Origin of the sequence: Oceanobacillus longus (assembly GCF_042650085.1) — a bacterium.
Taxonomy (GTDB): domain Bacteria; phylum Bacillota; class Bacilli; order Bacillales; family Amphibacillaceae; genus Oceanobacillus; species Oceanobacillus longus.
This window is the reverse complement of sequence record NZ_JBHSAO010000001.1, coordinates 169,683-187,674: the sequence shown is the minus strand read 5'-3', so window position 1 is coordinate 187,674 and position 17,992 is coordinate 169,683. Positions and strand designations below refer to the sequence as shown.

The window sequence follows — 17,992 nt, the reverse complement described above, 5'->3', positions numbered from 1 at the left end:
ACTTTATTTTGAAAAATCTTATTATTTCTCTGTCGCCTGCCACATCTATTCAATAAAAGTGGCCTTACCTTCTATGATTATTCAGCTTAAAATTATACCCTAATGTTTCCTCTTTAGATGAAATTTTAAATCCCATCCCATTTTTAAAATCTAAAATGATTTCTTCCGGTAAAGACGCTACCGACCCTTTTGGCACAAAGAAGTTAATCCCCTTTTCTACAAGTACGAAATCATCTTCTTTCGCTTTTGCAACAGACAATTCGATGTCCGTTGCAATGGAACAAGTACCTACAAACTCAGCCAGAATTCGTATTCCTTCATCTTCTTGGAATGTAATTTGGGACAATTCTTCTACTGCTTTATCGCGGATGTCTATTTTCATCATGTTTCCCCTTTCTTGTTTCAATTGGTCTTGAATACTTTCTGCACTTGACGATAAAATAAGCCTTTATACTTGATATCAAGCATCCCTGCAACACCGAATAGTATAGAAATCATAAGAATGAAGAACGTTTTGTTTTCCAATTGCTTTAACCTCCCATATCTGTTTTCAACTAACAAATGGTATCGATGTAATCATACTTTCATTATACACAATTGCATTTCGGCCAGAAAACATATGAAATTCTACTTTTATTACGTAAGTCTCAAAATACTACTACCTTTCTCATATTTGTTCATACTGATGATACTTGCTACAATAGATGAATTAGAAGTACGACAGGGTGGGAACATATGCCAAAATTAAGAAATATCATCGTTTTGTTGCTAATAGCAGGAACTCTTTGGCATTTTTATGGAGAGGATTTCCAGGATTCCGGTTTTACGGGAGTTTATGAAGAAATTCGAACAGATGTCAATGAAATTAGACAACATCCAAATGTGATTGCTGTGTTAAATACGATAAATCAAGAGATTCAATCATTTATTGGTACGATAACAGAGGATAAAAAGGATAACGAACAGCCTTCACAACCTGATCCTGAAAAACCTCCATTAGAGGCTCCAGAGGACCAATCGTTTTCAATCCACAATGCTGAAATTGGTGATGAACGTTCCGAGCTGGAGCAACATACAGGTGCTCCAGAGCGCTCCTCCATGAATGAATATGGGGTTGAGTGGATGACCTATCATGATAATTATCACAACTTTTTCATGGCTGCTTATGATGAGCAGGATAAAGTTACCGGCTTATACACCAATCAAGACTTATTATCCTCTACCGATGGAATTACCTACGACAGTACAAGGGAGTCTGTACTATCTGTACTAGGTGAACCACTTCAATCAATACGTAAAGGGTTCATCAATATCCAAATTCAAGCCAATGAAGAATATGATACATTTCATATCGATAACAATTATGTAACTATTTTTTATGACAAGCATGAGAACAGTACGGTAACAGCGATTCAGATCATTAGTGGTGAACTCGAAAACCAAAAAGACGCATACTATCCCGAGCCTAGTGAAGCGTTAAACGAGGGATTGGAATATCAATTATTCGATTTAACAAATGCCGTAAGAGTGAATCACGGACTTTCCGTGTTGGACTGGAACGAGCCATTACGAGAAACAGCTCAGGACCACAGCTCAGATATGGCTGAAAACAACTATTTCAGTCACACAAATCTGGAAGGGCAATCACCATTTGACCGAATGGCAGAAGATGATATTGTCTTCCGTACAGCCGGAGAAAATCTTGCTGCCGGTCAGCCAAGCAGTATTTTTGCCCATGAAGGCTTAATGAACTCGCTCGGTCATAGAGAAAACATATTGAAAGAAGGTTATGAAACACTTGCTGTTGGTGTTTCATTCGATTCAGATTCAAGACCATATTATACGGAGAATTTTTTGACGAAGTAGTTGTAAATTACTTCTAAAAGACCGAACAGTTCCTAGAGCTGTTCGGTCACTTACTTTTGCAATGCTTTTCATTGTTATTTTCCTGTTTCTAAAATTCTAAAAATAACTATTGACAGAGAACGATAACTGTTATATATTATATTAAACAATATAACAACTGTTATATAACAAAAGGAGGAGAAATGATGGAAAATATGTGTTTGACAGCATATCGTGGTTACTTGTCTATTTGTGAAAGGTATGGTATGGAATCTGTTAACTTTTATCATTTTGTACAGGAATTGACGGAAGACCAGATTAGCGAGTACAGTAAATTGGCTGTTTAAGAAAAGGAAGTGTAAAAAACGGAAACTCCATTAGATTTAGATGCAGAGATCGACGTTAAATAGAAACCCCACTTGTTTATAATCATAAATAGGTGGGGTTTTTAAGTGGATATAAAATTTCTCAAATAAGCAAAGGAGATTTCCTCATTTAAATTTCAATAAATATCGGAACAATCATGGGCTTTTTCTTCGTTTGAGAATAAGCATATTGTCGTACGGCTTTTTTGATTTGTTTTTTCATTCCATTCCTATTATATTTATTTGCTTCATGTAGCTCGTTAACCGTTTTTAAAGTGATTCGATTAATATCTTTTCGAAGTTCCGCGAAATCACGATCCAAAAAACCACGAGAAATCGTCTCCGGTTCAGAAATGATTTTTCCATCAGCTTTATTCATCGTTAAAATAATCATGAGCATTCCATCCTCTGACAGCTGTTTGCGGTCCCGTAATACAAATTCCCCTACATTGCCTACATCTCCACCATCTACATACGTATTCCCCGCGTCTATTTTCCGAGTTTGACGGGCAATGGAATCTTCAATATCAACGACATCCCCATTACTCATAATAAAAGTATTTTCTTGCTCAACGCCAACAGATTCAGCGAGCATTCGATGATGATGCAGCATCCTGTATTCTCCATGAATAGGAATTAAATAGGTTGGTTTCATTAATGTAAGCATCAGTTTGATATCTTCTTGATAACCATGACCAGAAACATGCATTCCCGACGAACTCCCGGATCCATAAATCACTTTTGCCCCGAGCGCAAATAAGTTGTCGACAATACTCGTGACATTTTTCTCATTCCCAGGTATTGGACCTGCCGCAAAGATAACCGTATCTCCTGATAAAATGTCAACACCACGGAAATCTCCAGTGGACAAGCGAGCAAGAGCAGCCATTTGTTCTCCTTGACTACCCGTGCATAAAATAGCAACTTTTTCGGGATCCATTTTATTAATTTCATGGGGTTCAATTAACATCCCATCCGGAACCGTTAAATAACCACGATCCATAGCGACCGCTACGACATTAACCATACTTCTTCCGAGCAACGCAAGTTTACGATTCATTTTTTGTGCTGCATGCACGACCTGTTGCACACGGCTAATATTAGAAGCAAAGGTAGAAATAATAATCTTGCGTTCGGCTTTCATGAATGCTGCGTCTAGATGTTCCCCTACCATTTGTTCAGATGGGGTCCACCCTGGACGTTCCGCATTGGTACTCTCGGACAATAGAAGCAAGACCCCTTCTTTACCAATTTCGGCCATTTTTTGAATGTCCGAATGCTCATTATTCGCAGGGGTTAAATCGAATTTAAAATCCCCTGTATGTACAATATTACCTTGTGGTGTGCGCAAAACCATTCCCAAGCAATCCGGAATACTGTGGTTCACTTTGAAAAAGTTTACAGTTATTTCTCCAATGGTTAAATTTGAATTCGAGTTAATTTCAATAAGTTCGCTCTCTCTTAGAAGTTTATGCTCTTTCAATTTTAATTCAATTAATCCTAGAGTGAAGCGAGTGGCATAAACAGGTACATTCAACGTTTTTAAGAAGAACGGAATCCCCCCGATATGATCTTCATGGCCATGTGTGACAATTAAAGCCCTTACTTTATCCTTATTTTCTACTAAGTAAGCATAATCCGGAATAATCAAATCGACTCCCAATAAACTTTCATCAGGAAATTTATTTCCACAGTCGATAATCACGATATCATTTGAATATTCAATTGCATACATATTTTTACCGATTTCATGTAAGCCACCTAAGGCGAAGATAGAAAGGATATTCTCCCTTGTATTCATTTTTTTGTCCTCCCACTTTAAATTTTAACCGTAGTATGCCCTTTTGGTTTCCATTTATTAGTGGGGAGGGTGACGCAGAGGAAACTGCTCGTGACGAATAGGAGGAGAAATTGGCGTGCGCATAGATTATTAAGAATTTCCCGATACAAGCTTTTCCCTTCTAGTAACGACATCATTGTAGTATTCATAGAGGCATATACCTAAAAATGAACCAGAAATATTAAACACATTGGCATATCCTAAGTTTTCCAGAACTATGACGATATTATAACTGCGTTGGCCTGAACGACAATGAATATAAACCAGTTGATCCTTTGGAATTTCCTCCAGGCGCTCTCTAAATTCACTTAAGGGGATATTTACTGCATTTTTTAGATGTCCTGAACGATACTCACCTTTTTCTCTTGCATTAATAATAAAAGAACTCGTTTCAACCAATTCTCGAACTTGTGAAACTTTTACTTCTTTATATCTTCCGTATAGATGATTGAGTGCCACTAATAATTACATATTAAACAAACTGTGGACATAAAAAAAGCCAAACCCTTAAGCTGGGTCTAGCTCTCATTTCCTTTTTCCCTATATAATTTATCTACTCTTTGAATACTAAAAAATAATATGATGTATGAAAGAACAATAAATATAACCCAATTTTTATTTTCTATAGTAGCTGCAGTTATAACTGCTATAAGAGTTAATACAAACGAAAAAATCATTCCAATCGTAAATTTACTATCTTTAAAAACAGATAAATTCATCTACTCGCCTCCTGATTTATTCGATTATTAATTAATAAGTGGCTTTTTTTAAAATATTAACGTGGTTCTTTCTCTGCTTGTTAATCTAAAATTTACTTTTCTAAATTTAATAACCATTGTCGCAATTTTGCTTTTGGGTAGTATATGTTGTTATTTATAATAATGTGTGGGATGTCTGCATGCTCTTGAATTAAAGAACTTACATCTTCTTTTGATATACCTATAAAATAATGTACTTCGTTTTCTTTTATTAGTTCGTGTTCATCATCCTCATCATCATCTAAAGAACCTATAAGACCTGTTGCCTTGGGATTTTTAAAATTCTTCAATCCCTCTCCAATAAAATAACCTGCTAAGGAAATTCCTATTGCTATCCAAATAAAATCCCATTCCATACTTTTCACTCCTCTAAAGATATATTCATTCTTTCACACCGATAAATTATGCCTTTCTTGCTTGACCAGGTGCTAACTCACTCTAGAAAACTCGAATTTCTATTGTAAGTTTCTCTTGTCGTTTACTCATCTGCTTTATGAGTGAAACATTTATCAAAGTCTTGCTTCAACAAAGAATACATATACAAATCATCAAATTTACCACATGTAAACTCATAATTCCTTAGTAATCCTTCTCTGATAAAACCCAATTTTTCTACTAACTTTTGTGACGGTCGATTAGGGGGCTCTATTAATGCTTCTATCCGCATGAAATTCATATGTTCATATCCGTAACTTATTATAGCTTTAACCGCTTCTGCAGCTATGCCTTTCCCCCACTGCTCTTTACTCAATTCAAAGCCTATTTCTGTACGAAAATGCTGAGAAACATTGTTATGGAAACCACAACTGCCAATAACAATTCCTTCCTCTTTTAACGTAATTCCCCATCGAATACCTGTTTTGTTTTTTTGAATTGACTGATACCATGAAATCTCATCCAAGGCATCGTTTATTGAATTAAAAGGCTCTAATCCATAATGCTTCATTACTTCTTCATCAGAAAGGTAATTCAAAATGCTGTTTGCATCCTCATTTGTAATCTTTCTTAATACTAATCTTTTAGTCTCAAGTACGGGAAATGCATCAGAATCTATGTTCATATATCTCTCCTCCTTTTAGGTTACTTTTTTAGTAACCTGCTATTTCCACCCGTTACTTTAAATTAATACTTTAATTTCTTTCAAGAATTAAAGTTCAATTATTATATCTGTCCCGTTATATTCTAAAATTTCTAATCGATCCGTCATTTGTATATTTTTTGATGAACCGTTAACCGTTTGTTCAAAACTACTATGTAATTCTTTTCTATTCAACACTCCTGTGTCATCCACTGTTAAAATCAAATTTATGCTATTATAGGTTATGTTCTCATTATAAGATAAAGAATTTTCTAAAGAACTTATTACGTTAGGATCAGCATCTTCTTGTTTCGCCTTGTCCAACTGTTCATTTATTTCAGCAATATTGTCCCGCTTTAAAGATGATAGGTAAGAGTCATTGTAAGCAATCTCGTAAATCGTTAAATGGTTTTCCTCTTTTTTCTCTATCTTTTCAATATCATCCGCATTCAGTTCTAGATTCATAAATGATTGCAGATAATCAGGGTATCCCGTTGCATCCTCATTAATTATTTGCCATTCAGGTTCTTCTGTTAATACCTCATTATCGCTACCAATAAATTGATCATCCCCGTTTATTCTACTAAAACGCTGGTATTGCTTTTTATCTTTTTGAATAATCTCGGTGAGCGTTTTATTATTCCCATCTCCTAAAACCAACTCTGTATGCCAATCAATATAATCATCTTGATCAACAAAAACCCCTTCTGTTTCTTTCGTTTGTTCTTCATTCTCGTTTTCTACGACATTAACATATGAAAATTTCCCGTTTCCAAGCTGAGTAGCTTTATCACTTGCATCTTGTACTGAGGATATATGTTCACTAACATCATTATTCGAACAAGCGGTCAAGATAAAGAAAAATACAATAAAGATACTTAAAAACACTTTCTTGGTTTCCATAAAACTCCTCCTAACAATCAATACTTCTAAACGCTTACATTTATTACTACGGTTAAAAAGATGTGAAGTTTCACTTGTTGAACAATCCTGCCAGTTAAGCTGAATAAAATTAGCCATATTTACGATATTCCTATTGTATTAACCTGTCCCTACTTGAATAACAATTTCTATTTCATTCTTTCCAGGATTAAATAGTCCTTTGATTTAAATATCGTTATATCGTGTATTTCTGCATACTCAATTAAATGATCATATGCTTTTTGCGGTTCGAGCACAGCTAACCTAATATTGATCCCTTTATTTACTTTTATAATTGCAGCTTTTTTAGCCCAACCAACTCGCATAAATTTCACTTGATTTATTTGTTCAGGATAAATTTCCCTTTTGATAACAGATTTATTAAATAATAATATTTGATATACTAAATGATCAGGGTGGATTATAAATTTAAACCGAAAAGAAGCTAATAGTATAACTAATAATAAAATAGATGAGAATAGAGGTAAAATGCCTCCATAATAATCTGCTAATACATTCCATAAGGTTACGCTAAAGAAAAAAACAAAAATCGACATTCTTTGTGATCGTACATCATATGCGATTTATCTCACATCCCTCAAAATTTTTTATTCAATTATTGTTCATCACAGTAAATGAATGACTTCTTTGTTTCCGCACCAATTACGTTAATTTCTACCATCAACATTACAAAAGGGGTTGGAGAAATGTATCAAATAATTTTTGGTAACCAAAGGGCAAAGATGAAGCTATCAATAAACCAATTACAATAGAAGTAGTTACCAAAACCCTTAATTTCCAAAGCGTGATTTCTTTTCTTTTATAGGCGATATTTAGTACCTTAATTATAGAATAAACAGTAATAAAAATTATTATAGCTGAAAAGATACTAATTAAAATTACTTCCATTCTTGAACCTCCCTTCACCGAATCAATTAACAATCCCGCCACTTTACTACAAGAATTAATTATCCCCTCCATACCTACAAAATTAAGAATTAATATATAAAATGGATAAACGACCAGTCCACCTAATGCTAAAAGACCAGTAACAGGATTGGGGTCATCTCCACCATTAGTTATCGGAAATAAAGATGCGAATACATAAATAAAAAGAACAAAGTATAGTACCCACAGGATGACTGTCCAAAAGTTTGCCTTTCGCCCATCCAACCACTTTTTCGTTAAGAAGAAGAGTAATATTGTACCACCTATAATATCAACAATGACTATTACACCAGTGAAAATATTTACCGTACCAATTTCCCAATTGGTTAGTCTGCTGATTCTATATACATTTAACATAAGTTCAATAGGCATAATAACAAAAAAGCATACAGAATACTCATAACATTTAACTTCAAGAAATATTTCATTTTAGTAAGCCCCTTTTTAATAAATAAACATGGCCAGTCATATAACAACGAACCCGTTTTTTCAATAGGAATTCACTCTACTTTTTATATAAATTCAAACCTAATCTAAAAAGCAATACTAAGAAAGTTAAAGCAATTAGAATACCAATTGAGTCCCAATCTATTTCTCCATTACGAATTAAACCCAAAATTATTAGCCCTATAAGTACCCCTGCAATACCAGAAAGGAATGTCTTCAATTATCTCAACTCCCATTCTTCTTTTCTGCCAGATAGCTCGGGCAGTCTTTTATTCAACATTAACATAATATTCCTAACATTATTAGTAAAAAAGACAGTCAACGAACGTTTAAAACGCCAAAAGCCTGGCAAGTATGCACAATAACAATATCCCGTTTTGTAAAATCAAAAAGAGTGTCCATCCTCCTTGGATTAACACTCTGATGCGTTGCTAATTTTAACATCTTACATATTTGCGTTTGAAGCCTAACTTTCCTTTATCCATTTGTTTTTGAATACTTTCATAAGCGTTTAGGATACTGCTTTTTTTATTTTCTCGTTTGACTTCTACTATACCTACTGCCGCTGCGGTCTCCATCGCCTTTTCATGTAGTGGTGAATAGGAAACCCCCACGGTGTATAGAAAATTATTCATCGCAGATTTCGTTCGTTCTGGAGAATCATGAATCGTATTTTTCACGATATCGAGCATATTGGAAATCTTGCTTTCAGAAAATTCATTGTCTTTACGATTCCCTAAAAGCCAACAGTAACAACTCCAGCCCGCTGACATTCTTAGCTCCTCACCGCTACGGATCCATTTATCGGCAACGCCCTCGGCAATATCTGACTCAGATAAGGTTACTGCTACCACATAATCGGACAGCATATAAAAATATGCTCCATCCATCCAAGCGTCAAAATCCGTCTCTGTCATGGCTTTTGGATCTGCAATAATGCCTGCAAAGTACATTGCATCATAGTTGCCCGTGGCATAAAGTTCGTCAGCTAAACGTTGATTTGTTTTTATTTTCTTTGCGATTGGTTTCATAGCACCTGTGGCCACGCCAAAAAGCGGCTCGTGTGCACCATTGGATATGTACATTTTTTTCATTCTTTCCTTGCCCAATTCTTCAAGCTCCCGCATCACTGTATCGAAATCCACCGTTTTGTACTTCCTTCCTTCATATAATATGCATTTTATTCCAAATCTAAAGTATTAATGCTCTTACAATGTAGTAATAATTGGTCCTTCCTTCGTAAGAATAATCGTATGTTCATATTGAGCGACAAAGCTTTCATCGGTTAGGTAGGTCCATCCATCTTCGGATTGGAAAACTTCCTCTTCAATTGTTGAGATAAAAGGCTCAAAGGCAATTACCATACCCTCTTTTAAAATTTCGTCATCCCAGCGAGAGAAATAATTGAAAATATGGTCTGGCGCTTCATGAATCGAGCGCCCAACACCGTGTCCAGTAAGATTTTTTATGACAGTTAAGCCATGCTTTTTCGCTACATTGTGTACAGCTTTTCCGAGAGCGCTTTTTTTCGAACCTGGTTTTGCCTTCTCAAGTCCAGCGTCAAATGCTTCTTTAACAACGTCACATATTTTCTGCAAAATGACCTCTCCGTTACCAACAACAAAGGAGATTCCAGTATCAGCGAAATACCCATTTTTAGAACCTGAAACATCAATATTAACAAGATCCCCTTCCTGAATGACCCGTTTACTCGGAATACCGTGTGCTACTTCTTCGTTTACACTAATGCACGTATATCCAGGGAAATCATATTCTCCTTTTGGTGCAGATTGGGCTCCTTCTTTTTCAAAAATCTCCGCAGCAATTTCATCGAGTTCTTTAGTCGTAATTCCAGGTTTCGTACGTTGGAGTAATTCATCTCGAATTGATCCACAAATTTTACCAATTTCTTTTAATCCATTAAAATCTTCTTCCGTCTTTGCAATCATCGTGGGTCCCCACTTCTTTAAGTATGTATTTTATGAGTGTCATTCCATTTAGATTCTAGCATAAATGGATTGCTTTTTCTTCAATCAGATGTCCAGTTTCTAGCATACATTCAAAACATTTTTTGAAAAGATATGATTATGAAAATATAATCCAATTGGTATTAAATGTTTGACGTATAACTCGTAAATCTTATGCCATCTTAATACCATAATAGCTGATTTCTTAATATTGTTTTTGACGGGCATATGCCTACTTAAATTTAAGAATATCACAATACTTAAAAAACCGTACCTTAATAAAGATACGGCTCCGTCTTCCAGGATTATAAGCCTGATTGCTGATATTCTCTTCCACCAAAGGCGCCCTTTACTGGAATATAACTCTTTACTAATAACTTTCTCTTTTTTTACTATAAATTTCATAAGCAAAATATCCAAATAATAAACCGATTCCAGGTCCCCAAACAATTGTTGATAGTAAGGAGATACGGAAAAACATGCTAAGAAGTACAGCAACAGCACAACCAATCATCATTCCGAGCGGGATTAAACTATCTAACAGATTTTGAGCGCCTTTTGATTTTTTCTTACCCAGGGTGTCTTTCTTATATTTATGTTTCATTCTTAAAACTACAAATACTGCAATCCCACCCATTATTATCACAGGAAGTAAAATACGCGCAATTTCCAAAGGTAGGTCCATATTTATAACCCTCCTTTCTTTCGCCTTTTAAATTTTTCTTTGGTAAATCCAATACTATATATGTATCATTTTTGAAACTTTCCATATTACCACCCCCTAATCTCTATTTAACAAGCCTGCCAGATACCAATAGATCTAATCCAAATTGAATAATTCAGAGATGATTTCAGCACTTCCTGGAGAAAACATAAATATTGAGAACGCAATACATAAAAGTCCTGCAAATACCAAGCTAATTTTTTTATTCCTACGTAACCCCTTAACAACTAAAAATATTCCTACAAATAATATTAAGAAATACCAAAAACCCATAGTCTCACTCCTTCATAGAATGACGTTTACCGTTCACACTTGCGATTTAGCTTACTAATTTTTTATTTGCTTGAGTATATTATGTTACTTCTCTTTGACACATTTTAAACTATTGTATTGTAATGTGTTAAGACATACACAATGGAGCCGATAATAAATAATCCACAAGTTACGGTACTTAGGAGATATGTTTTGCTCCATTTATCTTCGTTCATATTAAACAATATTTTCAAGGTCATAAAAAAAGTAATAATAATCATATGACCAAGAACCTATGACATTAAACAAAATGTAAGAAAATTTATGGTCCGCCAATTCCTAATGCAAGCAAAAGAAAATAAGCAAATACTAGCACAGTGCCATTCAGTAGAATTCCTGTTATAACAAACAACAGTTTTTTAGATATTATTGCAAAAATAATTCCAAGTACAGAAAGGACTGTAAATACGCTTATTCCCATAGTCAAGTTTGCATTAGGTCCTCTCATTATAAAGAAAAAGATGACACTTATTACCGCGGTTAATATTGATAAAGCTCCTAATATATTCTTTGTTTTTTTCTCATTCAAAATATCACCCTCGCCCTCTTTTTAATCAATAATCTTGTTAATCAATCCGGCCCTTTTTCATATTACTTCCCCCTTATTAGGCTAATTTAAATTAAAGTACTCTTACCTTTTGTATACGAATTAGAACCAGTATACGTTTCACTTTTCCAACTCTTCTGCTAAATAGCTCAACATTTTTTTATTTAACATTAAAATAAAATTATATTCCTAACATTATTAGCAAAAGAAAAGACAATCAAATTTGGATTGTCTTTTCTACTCTTGCACCCTTTACTTTAACCACATTCTTTCACAAAGTTAGCATAAATAGCTATCGTTTGAATGCGTTAGTATATTTGTTGTTTTTCAATCTTAGTTGCCCGAACACTTAATATTAGTATATAAACCGAAAGCCACCTGAATAAAGGTGGCTCTTTTATCTCTTACTCTTTTTTATTTAACCTATATTTTCCAAAAACCAAGTATTGATTAAAAGAAAAAGTTAATAACGGTCTTCAATTATAACGCGTCGTTCGACATCATTCTCTCTACTTACATTATACTACTAATTGTAAATTATTTATAGACTATACTTTCTAAAGCTCCTGTCCTATACTTTTATATACAAATTAAAAATATAAGAGGTGTATTGGTATGAATGACAAACAAGATATCTTAGATAATGGTCCTTTCTTTCATGGTACTAAAGCAAAACTAAAAATTGGAGATCTTTTAGAACCACAACACTTATCAAATTACCAAGACAAAAAATCGAACTATATATATTTCACTGCAACATTAGATGCGGCTAAATGGGGTGCTGAATTAGCAACTTCTAATTCCAAAGAAAGAATTTACATTGTAGAACCATTAGGTGATTTTGAAAATGATCCAAACGTAACTGACAAAAAATTTACTGGAAACCCAACACGTTCTTATAGGTCTAAATCGCCATTGAAAATAATAGCTGAATTAAGTTCATGGAAAAGACATTCCGATGAAGAAATAAATCATATGCTTACATCTTTAAAAAAATTACGTGAACAAGGAAAAGCTGTAATACACGATTAATCTTCAACATCTATAAAGTCATGACTTAAAAGGGGTAGCGTCAGGAAAATTCGGATTTACAACGTACGCAAATTACAACATAGAAAAATCGGTTCCTTACAACATTTTAGGAACCGATTTTTTTGATTTGGCTTATAAAGCTGACGCACCAGATAGCAAAAACATTATCATGTAGTTACATATTTCTATTAGAGTTCTCTTCTTTCCTTTTTCTAAATTTCACTTTCAATTTTTCAACTCTTTTTATTTTCCTAAATGTTAGTATAGAAAATACACAGATCATATAATACTCAAGGACATAATCAGGTTTATGCGTTTTTTCTATAATTCCCATAAAATCCAACCCTTCCTTTGATCTTATGCACCCGTTAACGAAAGAAAACAGCATAAATTATAAAACCTAATATAGCTAAAAGTATAAGTATTCCTGTGCCTCTCCAACCTATACCACCAACTAAGTCAGAAAGATTACTTCCGTGAATACTGCTGGAAGGTTTTTTTAATTCCTCTTGTCTCATTTTTTCTCTTCTCATTTGAGGAGTTTCTTTATCTTTATCCATTTTAATACCCCCTTAAGTTTAATTATTCTATCAATAATCTTATTCAACTCTTCTGCCAGTTAACTCAATAAACTTTTAATTAATCTTAACATACTAATCCATATGGTTTTCAATCGAGTAGGAGACTAGCCATTAACTGACTAGTCGGTTTCTCACACCACCAAGTTATAGCCCATGCATGCTGGGCGCACAAAAAGAAAGGACAATCAAATTATGATTGCCTTCTACTCTGGTACCATTTAGCATTCTTATTCAATAAGTGGATCTCCATTATAAGGAATCCATTTTTCGCTTTTGTGTAGCTATATAGTCATATACTTTTAATATTTCTTTATGATAGTCTTTTTCAATTTCAAAATACTTAACACCAGCTTCTAAACATTGTGCTTTAAATTCCCGATGTTCTTTGATTAGTTCCGTTAACGTTCTTTTTTCCGGCAAATTACGGAGTTCAATAGCATTTCTATATTTTACTATTTTTGAAGTGAAGTTTTTCTGAATATAATTCTCTGAAAAACTTAAGAATACTGGAAGAATTTTTTCTGAATCTTGGACGTCAAAGTCCTTTATATAGTGAGGCAATATATAGCATCCTTCAATAATGATATGTTGATCATTCTCGATATTCGTCCTAATAATCCCCTTTAATATTGGCCACAGTTTAACTCCAATAACTTCGGTACTATCTAGTGGTGTAAACCCACAATTCTTATCCCCTTTGTACAAACCCATTTTTAAATGGTCAATAGAAAGATAAGGAATTTTATATTTCTCTAATAAATTCTGTGCCATCAAGGTTTTACCAGTACCACTTACAGCACTTATTAAAATAACCATAAATTACTCCTATCCAATTTATAAATTATTTCTCCGCCAGCTTAAATATAATATTTCCTAAGTTATCTTATCATATATTAGAATTTTTAAAAATTTAACCTTGTCATTTAACTTTCAGCACCTAAACCCTTCAACTGAACTTAAGAAAAATGCACATACTTAGGATACGATTCGCTTCATGTAGTTAATTTTTATGTAATTTATATCTATATACCAATGATTCATCGCTTTTTTCATTCAGACAACGTATAATAATAAAAGCAGAAGAGGAATTCATTTTTCCACTAGTAAAAAAAAGAGGTGCAATTACTTGAAAAAGTTTGAAACAACATTACCTGAGCAATACGAGGCATTAAAAAAACAGGCCAATTATACGTCTAGCTGGCGAGACCGATTAGACGCAGTCGAAACATTATCGGCTTATCAACATGACAAAATTATAGATTTATTAAAAAACCGTATGCAGCATGATATTGTCTACAAGGTGCAAATCGCTGCTTACGAAGCACTTGCAGCGTTTGGTGAGGACGTAGAAAAGCCATCACCTGCACGATTTGATATTATTAAAAACACAGACAAAATTTTCCTACGAGTGAAAAAGAGCCTACCAAAGGACCACACTGTGGAAGACTTTGCGGACAAGCTAAAACGTATGCGATTAGATGTCTATGATGCGTATGAAGGCGACAAAGGAGAACAATTTATGAGCTGGTTAGAGGAACGTTGGGCAAAACTGTAATCCGTAGTTTGGCAATTCACAAAAAAAGTCACTCTCTTCGAATGTAGAAGGAGTGGCTTTTTTTATCTTAGACTAAGGGTCACCAATGTCTATATGAGTGTCCTTACTCTTGTCGGTTCGCCTGATTTGGGCACTCATCAGCTCTATGAGTGCCCTTTCTCAAGTTGTTTTGCCTCGTTCGGTCACTCATCTGCTTTTTCTTGTTATTATGCCTTGGTCACTCCTTCAAAGTGGGAGGGACTGGCACTTACATATCCAGAATCTCCACCATCCTTTTCAAAACGAGAAATTTAAGATAATAACTCACCTTCATTCAGCTGGTCTTTATATTCTTACGTTTTTCATTTTCAGAAATAATATAGGCACAAGTTGCATCTCCTGTAATATTGAGGGACGTTCGCAGCATATCCAATAAACGATCGATTCCAATGATTAATGCAATCCCTTCAACTGGCAGACCTATCTGTGTCAGAACCATGGCAAGCATAATTAATCCAACACCAGGAACACCGGCGGTTCCGATACTGGCCAATGTAGCAGTTATAATAATCATAATGATATCACTGAATTCCAGAGGTATTGCATACACTTGGGAAATGAATACCGCAGCCGTTGCTTGCATAATCGCTGTTCCGTCCATATTAATGGTAGCACCCAATGGCTGTACGAAACTGCTGATATTTTTATTAACACCTAGGTTTTCCTGTGCTGTTTTCATGGAAATTGGCAATGTTGCACTTGAACTGGCCGTACTGAATGCAACGGATATTGCTGGGAAAAATCCCTTATAGAAACGAAGCGGATTTTCTCTTCCAAGCAGCCAGATTGCCAAACTATACGTAATCCCTGCATGAACAAACAATCCTAAGATAACGGTTCCCATATATGCACCCATCGACCCGACCGCATCCAATCCTGCTCCTCCAATTGCAGATGCAATCAAAGCAAATGCGCCATATGGGGCTGTTTTCATAATAAAATTTACGACTAACATAAGGATTTCATTTGCTTGCTCGAATAAACGATAAATCCCTTTTGTCTTATCCCCTAAGAAGGCGAGTGCAACCCCAATAAAAATAGCAAATGCAATAATCTGTAGCATAGAGCCTGTAGCCATAGAAGATAGCGGGTTTGTTGGAATAATATTAACAATGGTTTCCATAATCGGAGGAGCTTCACTCGCTTCGTAATTTGCGGTGTTTACATCAAATACTCCCTCCGCTCCCGGTTTGATTGCATAAGCTAATGCAAGACTGATACAGAGGGCTAATGCTGTTGTAATAAGAAAAAAAGTAATGGTTTGAATTCCGATTTTACCAAGCTTTGCCGGTTCACCCAGACCAGCCGATCCAAGAACGATAGATACAAATACGATTGGGACAACAACCATCATAATTAAATTAATAAATATTTGTCCAATTGGATACAGTACATAGTTATCAATAGGAGAAAAAATATTTTCCGGTACAAAGGTTAAAGCTAAACCAACAATCACACCAAGACCAAGTGCTATTAGTATCTTTTTGGTTAAACTCATTTAGCTACCACCTTTCTTATGAAATGATGAAAATAGCTTTATTCAGTTGACAGCAACCGGTATACCTCCAAATTATAATTCCACCCCAAAATGAATTTCCTTCTATTGCCAACCAAATTCTTTATCCAAATTCTATCGCATAAACCCCCTCCTTTATTTTCAATAACTACCAGATTCGCATTTTTTGAAAGCGATTACATTTGTTTATTTTTATAATCATCCTATTGCTAAAACTTCGTATATAGAACTTTTTAAATGAAGAATCTAAAACACAGTGTCTGCCCATCACTTTGTTAATGTAAAGAGATAAATTTATAATGAAACTTCCATACCATCCTTTTAATTACATATCCTTGTAGTAGAATAGATATAGAAGCCCACAAATTCAACGCACCTATTTGGATAAGAAAATGTAGGAGGAATCTCATGAAATTCGGTATGCGAAAACCAAGCTTAAAGAAGAGAATCTCTGCAAAAACGAGTATCAAACGCCAAGTCGTCCATCGAGCTGGGTTAAAGATGCCAAAAGGCAAAGGATGGATCCGTAACCCAAAGAAATATGCCTACAATAAGGTTTACAACAAAACATCATTTGATCTATTTAAATTGATTAAGAAGTTATTTAAGTGAAGAATTATGCCATTCTATCAACTGATGTTGGAGCGAATGGCATTTTTATTTTGAGTTATTTATTTATCTAAAAAATACAATTTCCTAAGTAGAAATACATATCTTTGTACACCCATTACGATATAATCGGTATTACACGGTCAAGTTCTGTTGATCTGTGTAATTATAATAAGGGGTTGTTCGTTTTGATCGTTAACAGAAAGAAAAGCCTGTGTCTTATCGTACTCTTAAGTCTACTTCTATTGTTGGCTGCATGTGGGGACAATGACACTGGTAATACGGAAAACCAAGAAAGCGGTTCTGCATCCGAGAAAGAAAGTGATGAATCACTGGACGTTGATAAAGGATTATTAAACGTTGAAGTGACCCTTCCACCTAATTTCTTTGAATCCGAGGAAAAGGATGTGGCAACGATTATTGAAGAGGCCGAAGCGGAAGAAGGAATCAAGGAAGTCACACAAAATAGTGATGGTACCCTGACATACAAAATGTCCAAGTCCAAACATAAAGAGATGATGGAAGAAATGGAGTCAGAAATCAGTACAACCATAGAAGATATGGTAACCAGTGAAGATTACGTCTCCATACAGGATGTTAAAGCAAGTAAATCATTTTCAGAATTCACCATGGTAGTGGACCGCGAAGGATACGAAAACAGTTTTGACGGATTTGCAGCTTTAACATTAGGAATGAGTGGAATGCTTTACCAGTTATTTGATGGTGCATCACCAGATGATTATAATGTAACGATCTCCTTGGAAGATGCTGCGACCGGTGAAGTATTTGATACAGTTAATTATCCCGAAGCTCTAGAAGAAGCAGAGGAAGCTACAGAATAAATGTAATTGCCTGCTGGGAAGCACGGGGACGGTTCTCGTGCTTCCATATCTGTACAAAAGGAAGCA

Annotated in this window: 23 protein-coding genes; 6 read left to right on the top strand and 17 right to left on the bottom strand. The window is 34.8% G+C overall.

Annotated elements, in window-relative coordinates; genetic code table 11:
* Nucleotides 1-64 precede the first annotated feature (64 nt).
* Nucleotides 65-385 carry an iron-sulfur cluster biosynthesis family protein gene (locus ACFOUV_RS00880; RefSeq protein WP_379494882.1) on the bottom strand — a complete coding sequence of 107 codons (321 nt, stop codon included), beginning with the start codon at nt 383-385 and terminating at the stop codon, nt 65-67.
* Nucleotides 386-402: 17 nt separating this feature from the next.
* Entirely contained in the window at nt 403-525 is a 123-nt protein-coding gene (locus tag ACFOUV_RS00875; protein WP_379494881.1) for a hypothetical protein, read from the bottom strand.
* Between the two features lie 210 nt (nt 526-735).
* Between ACFOUV_RS00875 and ACFOUV_RS00870 the strand changes: the two genes are divergently transcribed.
* Nucleotides 736-1,866, top strand: coding sequence for a CAP domain-containing protein (locus ACFOUV_RS00870; RefSeq protein WP_379494880.1), 1,131 nt, complete (start codon nt 736-738; stop codon nt 1,864-1,866).
* 182 nt (nt 1,867-2,048) lie between these two features.
* Entirely contained in the window at nt 2,049-2,192 is a 144-nt protein-coding gene (locus ACFOUV_RS00865; protein WP_379494879.1) for a hypothetical protein, read from the top strand.
* Nucleotides 2,193-2,340: 148 nt separating this feature from the next.
* On the opposite strand, the gene ACFOUV_RS00860 is transcribed toward ACFOUV_RS00865, so the two are convergent.
* The 12 genes from ACFOUV_RS00860 to ACFOUV_RS00805 form a co-directional block, all read right to left on the bottom strand.
* A complete protein-coding gene (locus ACFOUV_RS00860; protein ID WP_379494878.1) occupies nt 2,341-4,011 on the bottom strand; it encodes a ribonuclease J in 1,671 nt (556 codons plus the stop codon).
* A gap of 129 nt (nt 4,012-4,140) precedes the next feature.
* A complete protein-coding gene (locus ACFOUV_RS00855) occupies nt 4,141-4,509 on the bottom strand; it encodes a rhodanese-like domain-containing protein (RefSeq protein WP_379494877.1) in 369 nt (122 codons plus the stop codon).
* 59 nt (nt 4,510-4,568) lie between these two features.
* Entirely contained in the window at nt 4,569-4,769 is a 201-nt protein-coding gene (locus ACFOUV_RS00850) for a damage-inducible protein DinB (protein ID WP_379494876.1), read from the bottom strand.
* A gap of 92 nt (nt 4,770-4,861) precedes the next feature.
* Nucleotides 4,862-5,164 (bottom strand): DNA-binding protein, encoded by a 303-nt coding sequence (locus tag ACFOUV_RS00845; RefSeq protein WP_379494875.1) that lies wholly within the window; start codon nt 5,162-5,164, stop codon nt 4,862-4,864.
* A 122-nt stretch (nt 5,165-5,286) separates the two neighbouring features.
* Nucleotides 5,287-5,868, bottom strand: a complete 582-nt coding sequence (locus ACFOUV_RS00840; protein WP_379494874.1) for a GNAT family N-acetyltransferase — start codon at nt 5,866-5,868, stop codon at nt 5,287-5,289.
* Between the two features lie 87 nt (nt 5,869-5,955).
* The gene (locus tag ACFOUV_RS00835; RefSeq protein WP_379494873.1) at nt 5,956-6,789 is read right to left on the bottom strand and encodes a hypothetical protein; all 834 of its coding nucleotides are present in this window, start codon (nt 6,787-6,789) and stop codon (nt 5,956-5,958) included.
* Nucleotides 6,790-6,956: 167 nt separating this feature from the next.
* Nucleotides 6,957-7,364 (bottom strand): hypothetical protein, encoded by a 408-nt coding sequence (locus ACFOUV_RS00830; protein ID WP_379494872.1) that lies wholly within the window; start codon nt 7,362-7,364, stop codon nt 6,957-6,959.
* A 130-nt stretch (nt 7,365-7,494) separates the two neighbouring features.
* The gene (locus tag ACFOUV_RS00825) at nt 7,495-8,127 is read right to left on the bottom strand and encodes a hypothetical protein (protein WP_379494871.1); all 633 of its coding nucleotides are present in this window, start codon (nt 8,125-8,127) and stop codon (nt 7,495-7,497) included.
* A gap of 512 nt (nt 8,128-8,639) precedes the next feature.
* A complete protein-coding gene (locus ACFOUV_RS00820) occupies nt 8,640-9,347 on the bottom strand; it encodes a DNA alkylation repair protein (RefSeq protein WP_379494870.1) in 708 nt (235 codons plus the stop codon).
* 63 nt (nt 9,348-9,410) lie between these two features.
* Entirely contained in the window at nt 9,411-10,151 is a 741-nt protein-coding gene (gene map, locus ACFOUV_RS00815) for a type I methionyl aminopeptidase (RefSeq protein WP_379494869.1), read from the bottom strand.
* A 388-nt stretch (nt 10,152-10,539) separates the two neighbouring features.
* The gene (locus ACFOUV_RS00810; RefSeq protein ID WP_379494868.1) at nt 10,540-10,854 is read right to left on the bottom strand and encodes a hypothetical protein; all 315 of its coding nucleotides are present in this window, start codon (nt 10,852-10,854) and stop codon (nt 10,540-10,542) included.
* Nucleotides 10,855-11,467: 613 nt separating this feature from the next.
* The gene (locus ACFOUV_RS00805; RefSeq protein WP_379495730.1) at nt 11,468-11,653 is read right to left on the bottom strand and encodes a hypothetical protein; all 186 of its coding nucleotides are present in this window, start codon (nt 11,651-11,653) and stop codon (nt 11,468-11,470) included.
* A 714-nt stretch (nt 11,654-12,367) separates the two neighbouring features.
* Between ACFOUV_RS00805 and arr the strand changes: the two genes are divergently transcribed.
* On the top strand, nt 12,368-12,784 hold the full coding sequence (arr, locus tag ACFOUV_RS00800) for an NAD(+)--rifampin ADP-ribosyltransferase (RefSeq protein ID WP_379494867.1): 417 nt from the start codon (nt 12,368-12,370) through the stop codon (nt 12,782-12,784).
* A 368-nt stretch (nt 12,785-13,152) separates the two neighbouring features.
* Here the strand turns inward: arr and ACFOUV_RS00795 are convergent, their stop codons facing one another.
* Both ACFOUV_RS00795 and ACFOUV_RS00790 read right to left on the bottom strand, forming a co-directional pair.
* On the bottom strand, nt 13,153-13,344 hold the full coding sequence (locus tag ACFOUV_RS00795; protein ID WP_379494866.1) for a DUF6366 family protein: 192 nt from the start codon (nt 13,342-13,344) through the stop codon (nt 13,153-13,155).
* A gap of 270 nt (nt 13,345-13,614) precedes the next feature.
* Nucleotides 13,615-14,181: a 2-phosphoglycerate kinase gene (locus ACFOUV_RS00790; RefSeq protein ID WP_379494865.1), complete on the bottom strand. Its 567-nt coding sequence runs from the start codon at nt 14,179-14,181 to the stop codon at nt 13,615-13,617.
* 310 nt (nt 14,182-14,491) lie between these two features.
* Between ACFOUV_RS00790 and ACFOUV_RS00785 the strand changes: the two genes are divergently transcribed.
* On the top strand, nt 14,492-14,920 hold the full coding sequence (locus tag ACFOUV_RS00785; RefSeq protein ID WP_379494864.1) for a HEAT repeat domain-containing protein: 429 nt from the start codon (nt 14,492-14,494) through the stop codon (nt 14,918-14,920).
* Between the two features lie 313 nt (nt 14,921-15,233).
* On the opposite strand, the gene ACFOUV_RS00780 is transcribed toward ACFOUV_RS00785, so the two are convergent.
* Nucleotides 15,234-16,457: a dicarboxylate/amino acid:cation symporter gene (locus ACFOUV_RS00780; RefSeq protein WP_379494863.1), complete on the bottom strand. Its 1,224-nt coding sequence runs from the start codon at nt 16,455-16,457 to the stop codon at nt 15,234-15,236.
* Nucleotides 16,458-16,883: 426 nt separating this feature from the next.
* On the opposite strand from ACFOUV_RS00780, the gene ACFOUV_RS00775 reads away from it, so the two are divergent.
* Together ACFOUV_RS00775 and ACFOUV_RS00770 are read left to right on the top strand one after the other, a co-directional pair.
* Nucleotides 16,884-17,087 carry a hypothetical protein gene (locus ACFOUV_RS00775; RefSeq protein WP_379494862.1) on the top strand — a complete coding sequence of 68 codons (204 nt, stop codon included), beginning with the start codon at nt 16,884-16,886 and terminating at the stop codon, nt 17,085-17,087.
* Between the two features lie 185 nt (nt 17,088-17,272).
* Nucleotides 17,273-17,926: a hypothetical protein gene (locus ACFOUV_RS00770; protein ID WP_379494861.1), complete on the top strand. Its 654-nt coding sequence runs from the start codon at nt 17,273-17,275 to the stop codon at nt 17,924-17,926.
* The last annotated feature ends 66 nt before the right edge of the window (nt 17,927-17,992 follow it).

Coding starts and splice junctions, on each gene's coding strand:
- ACFOUV_RS00880 (WP_379494882.1), bottom strand. CDS start 385: ATGATGAAAATAGACATCCGCGATAAAGCAGTAGAAGAATTGTCCCAA.
- ACFOUV_RS00870 (WP_379494880.1), top strand. CDS start 736: ATGCCAAAATTAAGAAATATCATCGTTTTGTTGCTAATAGCAGGAACT.
- ACFOUV_RS00865 (WP_379494879.1), top strand. CDS start 2,049: ATGATGGAAAATATGTGTTTGACAGCATATCGTGGTTACTTGTCTATT.
- ACFOUV_RS00860 (WP_379494878.1), bottom strand. CDS start 4,011: ATGAATACAAGGGAGAATATCCTTTCTATCTTCGCCTTAGGTGGCTTA.
- ACFOUV_RS00850 (WP_379494876.1), bottom strand. CDS start 4,769: ATGAATTTATCTGTTTTTAAAGATAGTAAATTTACGATTGGAATGATT.
- ACFOUV_RS00845 (WP_379494875.1), bottom strand. CDS start 5,164: ATGGAATGGGATTTTATTTGGATAGCAATAGGAATTTCCTTAGCAGGT.
- ACFOUV_RS00840 (WP_379494874.1), bottom strand. CDS start 5,868: ATGAACATAGATTCTGATGCATTTCCCGTACTTGAGACTAAAAGATTA.
- ACFOUV_RS00835 (WP_379494873.1), bottom strand. CDS start 6,789: ATGGAAACCAAGAAAGTGTTTTTAAGTATCTTTATTGTATTTTTCTTT.
- ACFOUV_RS00830 (WP_379494872.1), bottom strand. CDS start 7,364: ATGTCGATTTTTGTTTTTTTCTTTAGCGTAACCTTATGGAATGTATTA.
- ACFOUV_RS00825 (WP_379494871.1), bottom strand. CDS start 8,127: ATGCCTATTGAACTTATGTTAAATGTATATAGAATCAGCAGACTAACC.
- map (WP_379494869.1), bottom strand. CDS start 10,151: ATGATTGCAAAGACGGAAGAAGATTTTAATGGATTAAAAGAAATTGGT.
- ACFOUV_RS00810 (WP_379494868.1), bottom strand. CDS start 10,854: ATGGACCTACCTTTGGAAATTGCGCGTATTTTACTTCCTGTGATAATA.
- ACFOUV_RS00805 (WP_379495730.1), bottom strand. CDS start 11,653: ATGAGAGGACCTAATGCAAACTTGACTATGGGAATAAGCGTATTTACA.
- arr (WP_379494867.1), top strand. CDS start 12,368: ATGAATGACAAACAAGATATCTTAGATAATGGTCCTTTCTTTCATGGT.
- ACFOUV_RS00795 (WP_379494866.1), bottom strand. CDS start 13,344: ATGGATAAAGATAAAGAAACTCCTCAAATGAGAAGAGAAAAAATGAGA.
- ACFOUV_RS00790 (WP_379494865.1), bottom strand. CDS start 14,181: ATGGTTATTTTAATAAGTGCTGTAAGTGGTACTGGTAAAACCTTGATG.
- ACFOUV_RS00780 (WP_379494863.1), bottom strand. CDS start 16,457: ATGAGTTTAACCAAAAAGATACTAATAGCACTTGGTCTTGGTGTGATT.
- ACFOUV_RS00775 (WP_379494862.1), top strand. CDS start 16,884: ATGAAATTCGGTATGCGAAAACCAAGCTTAAAGAAGAGAATCTCTGCA.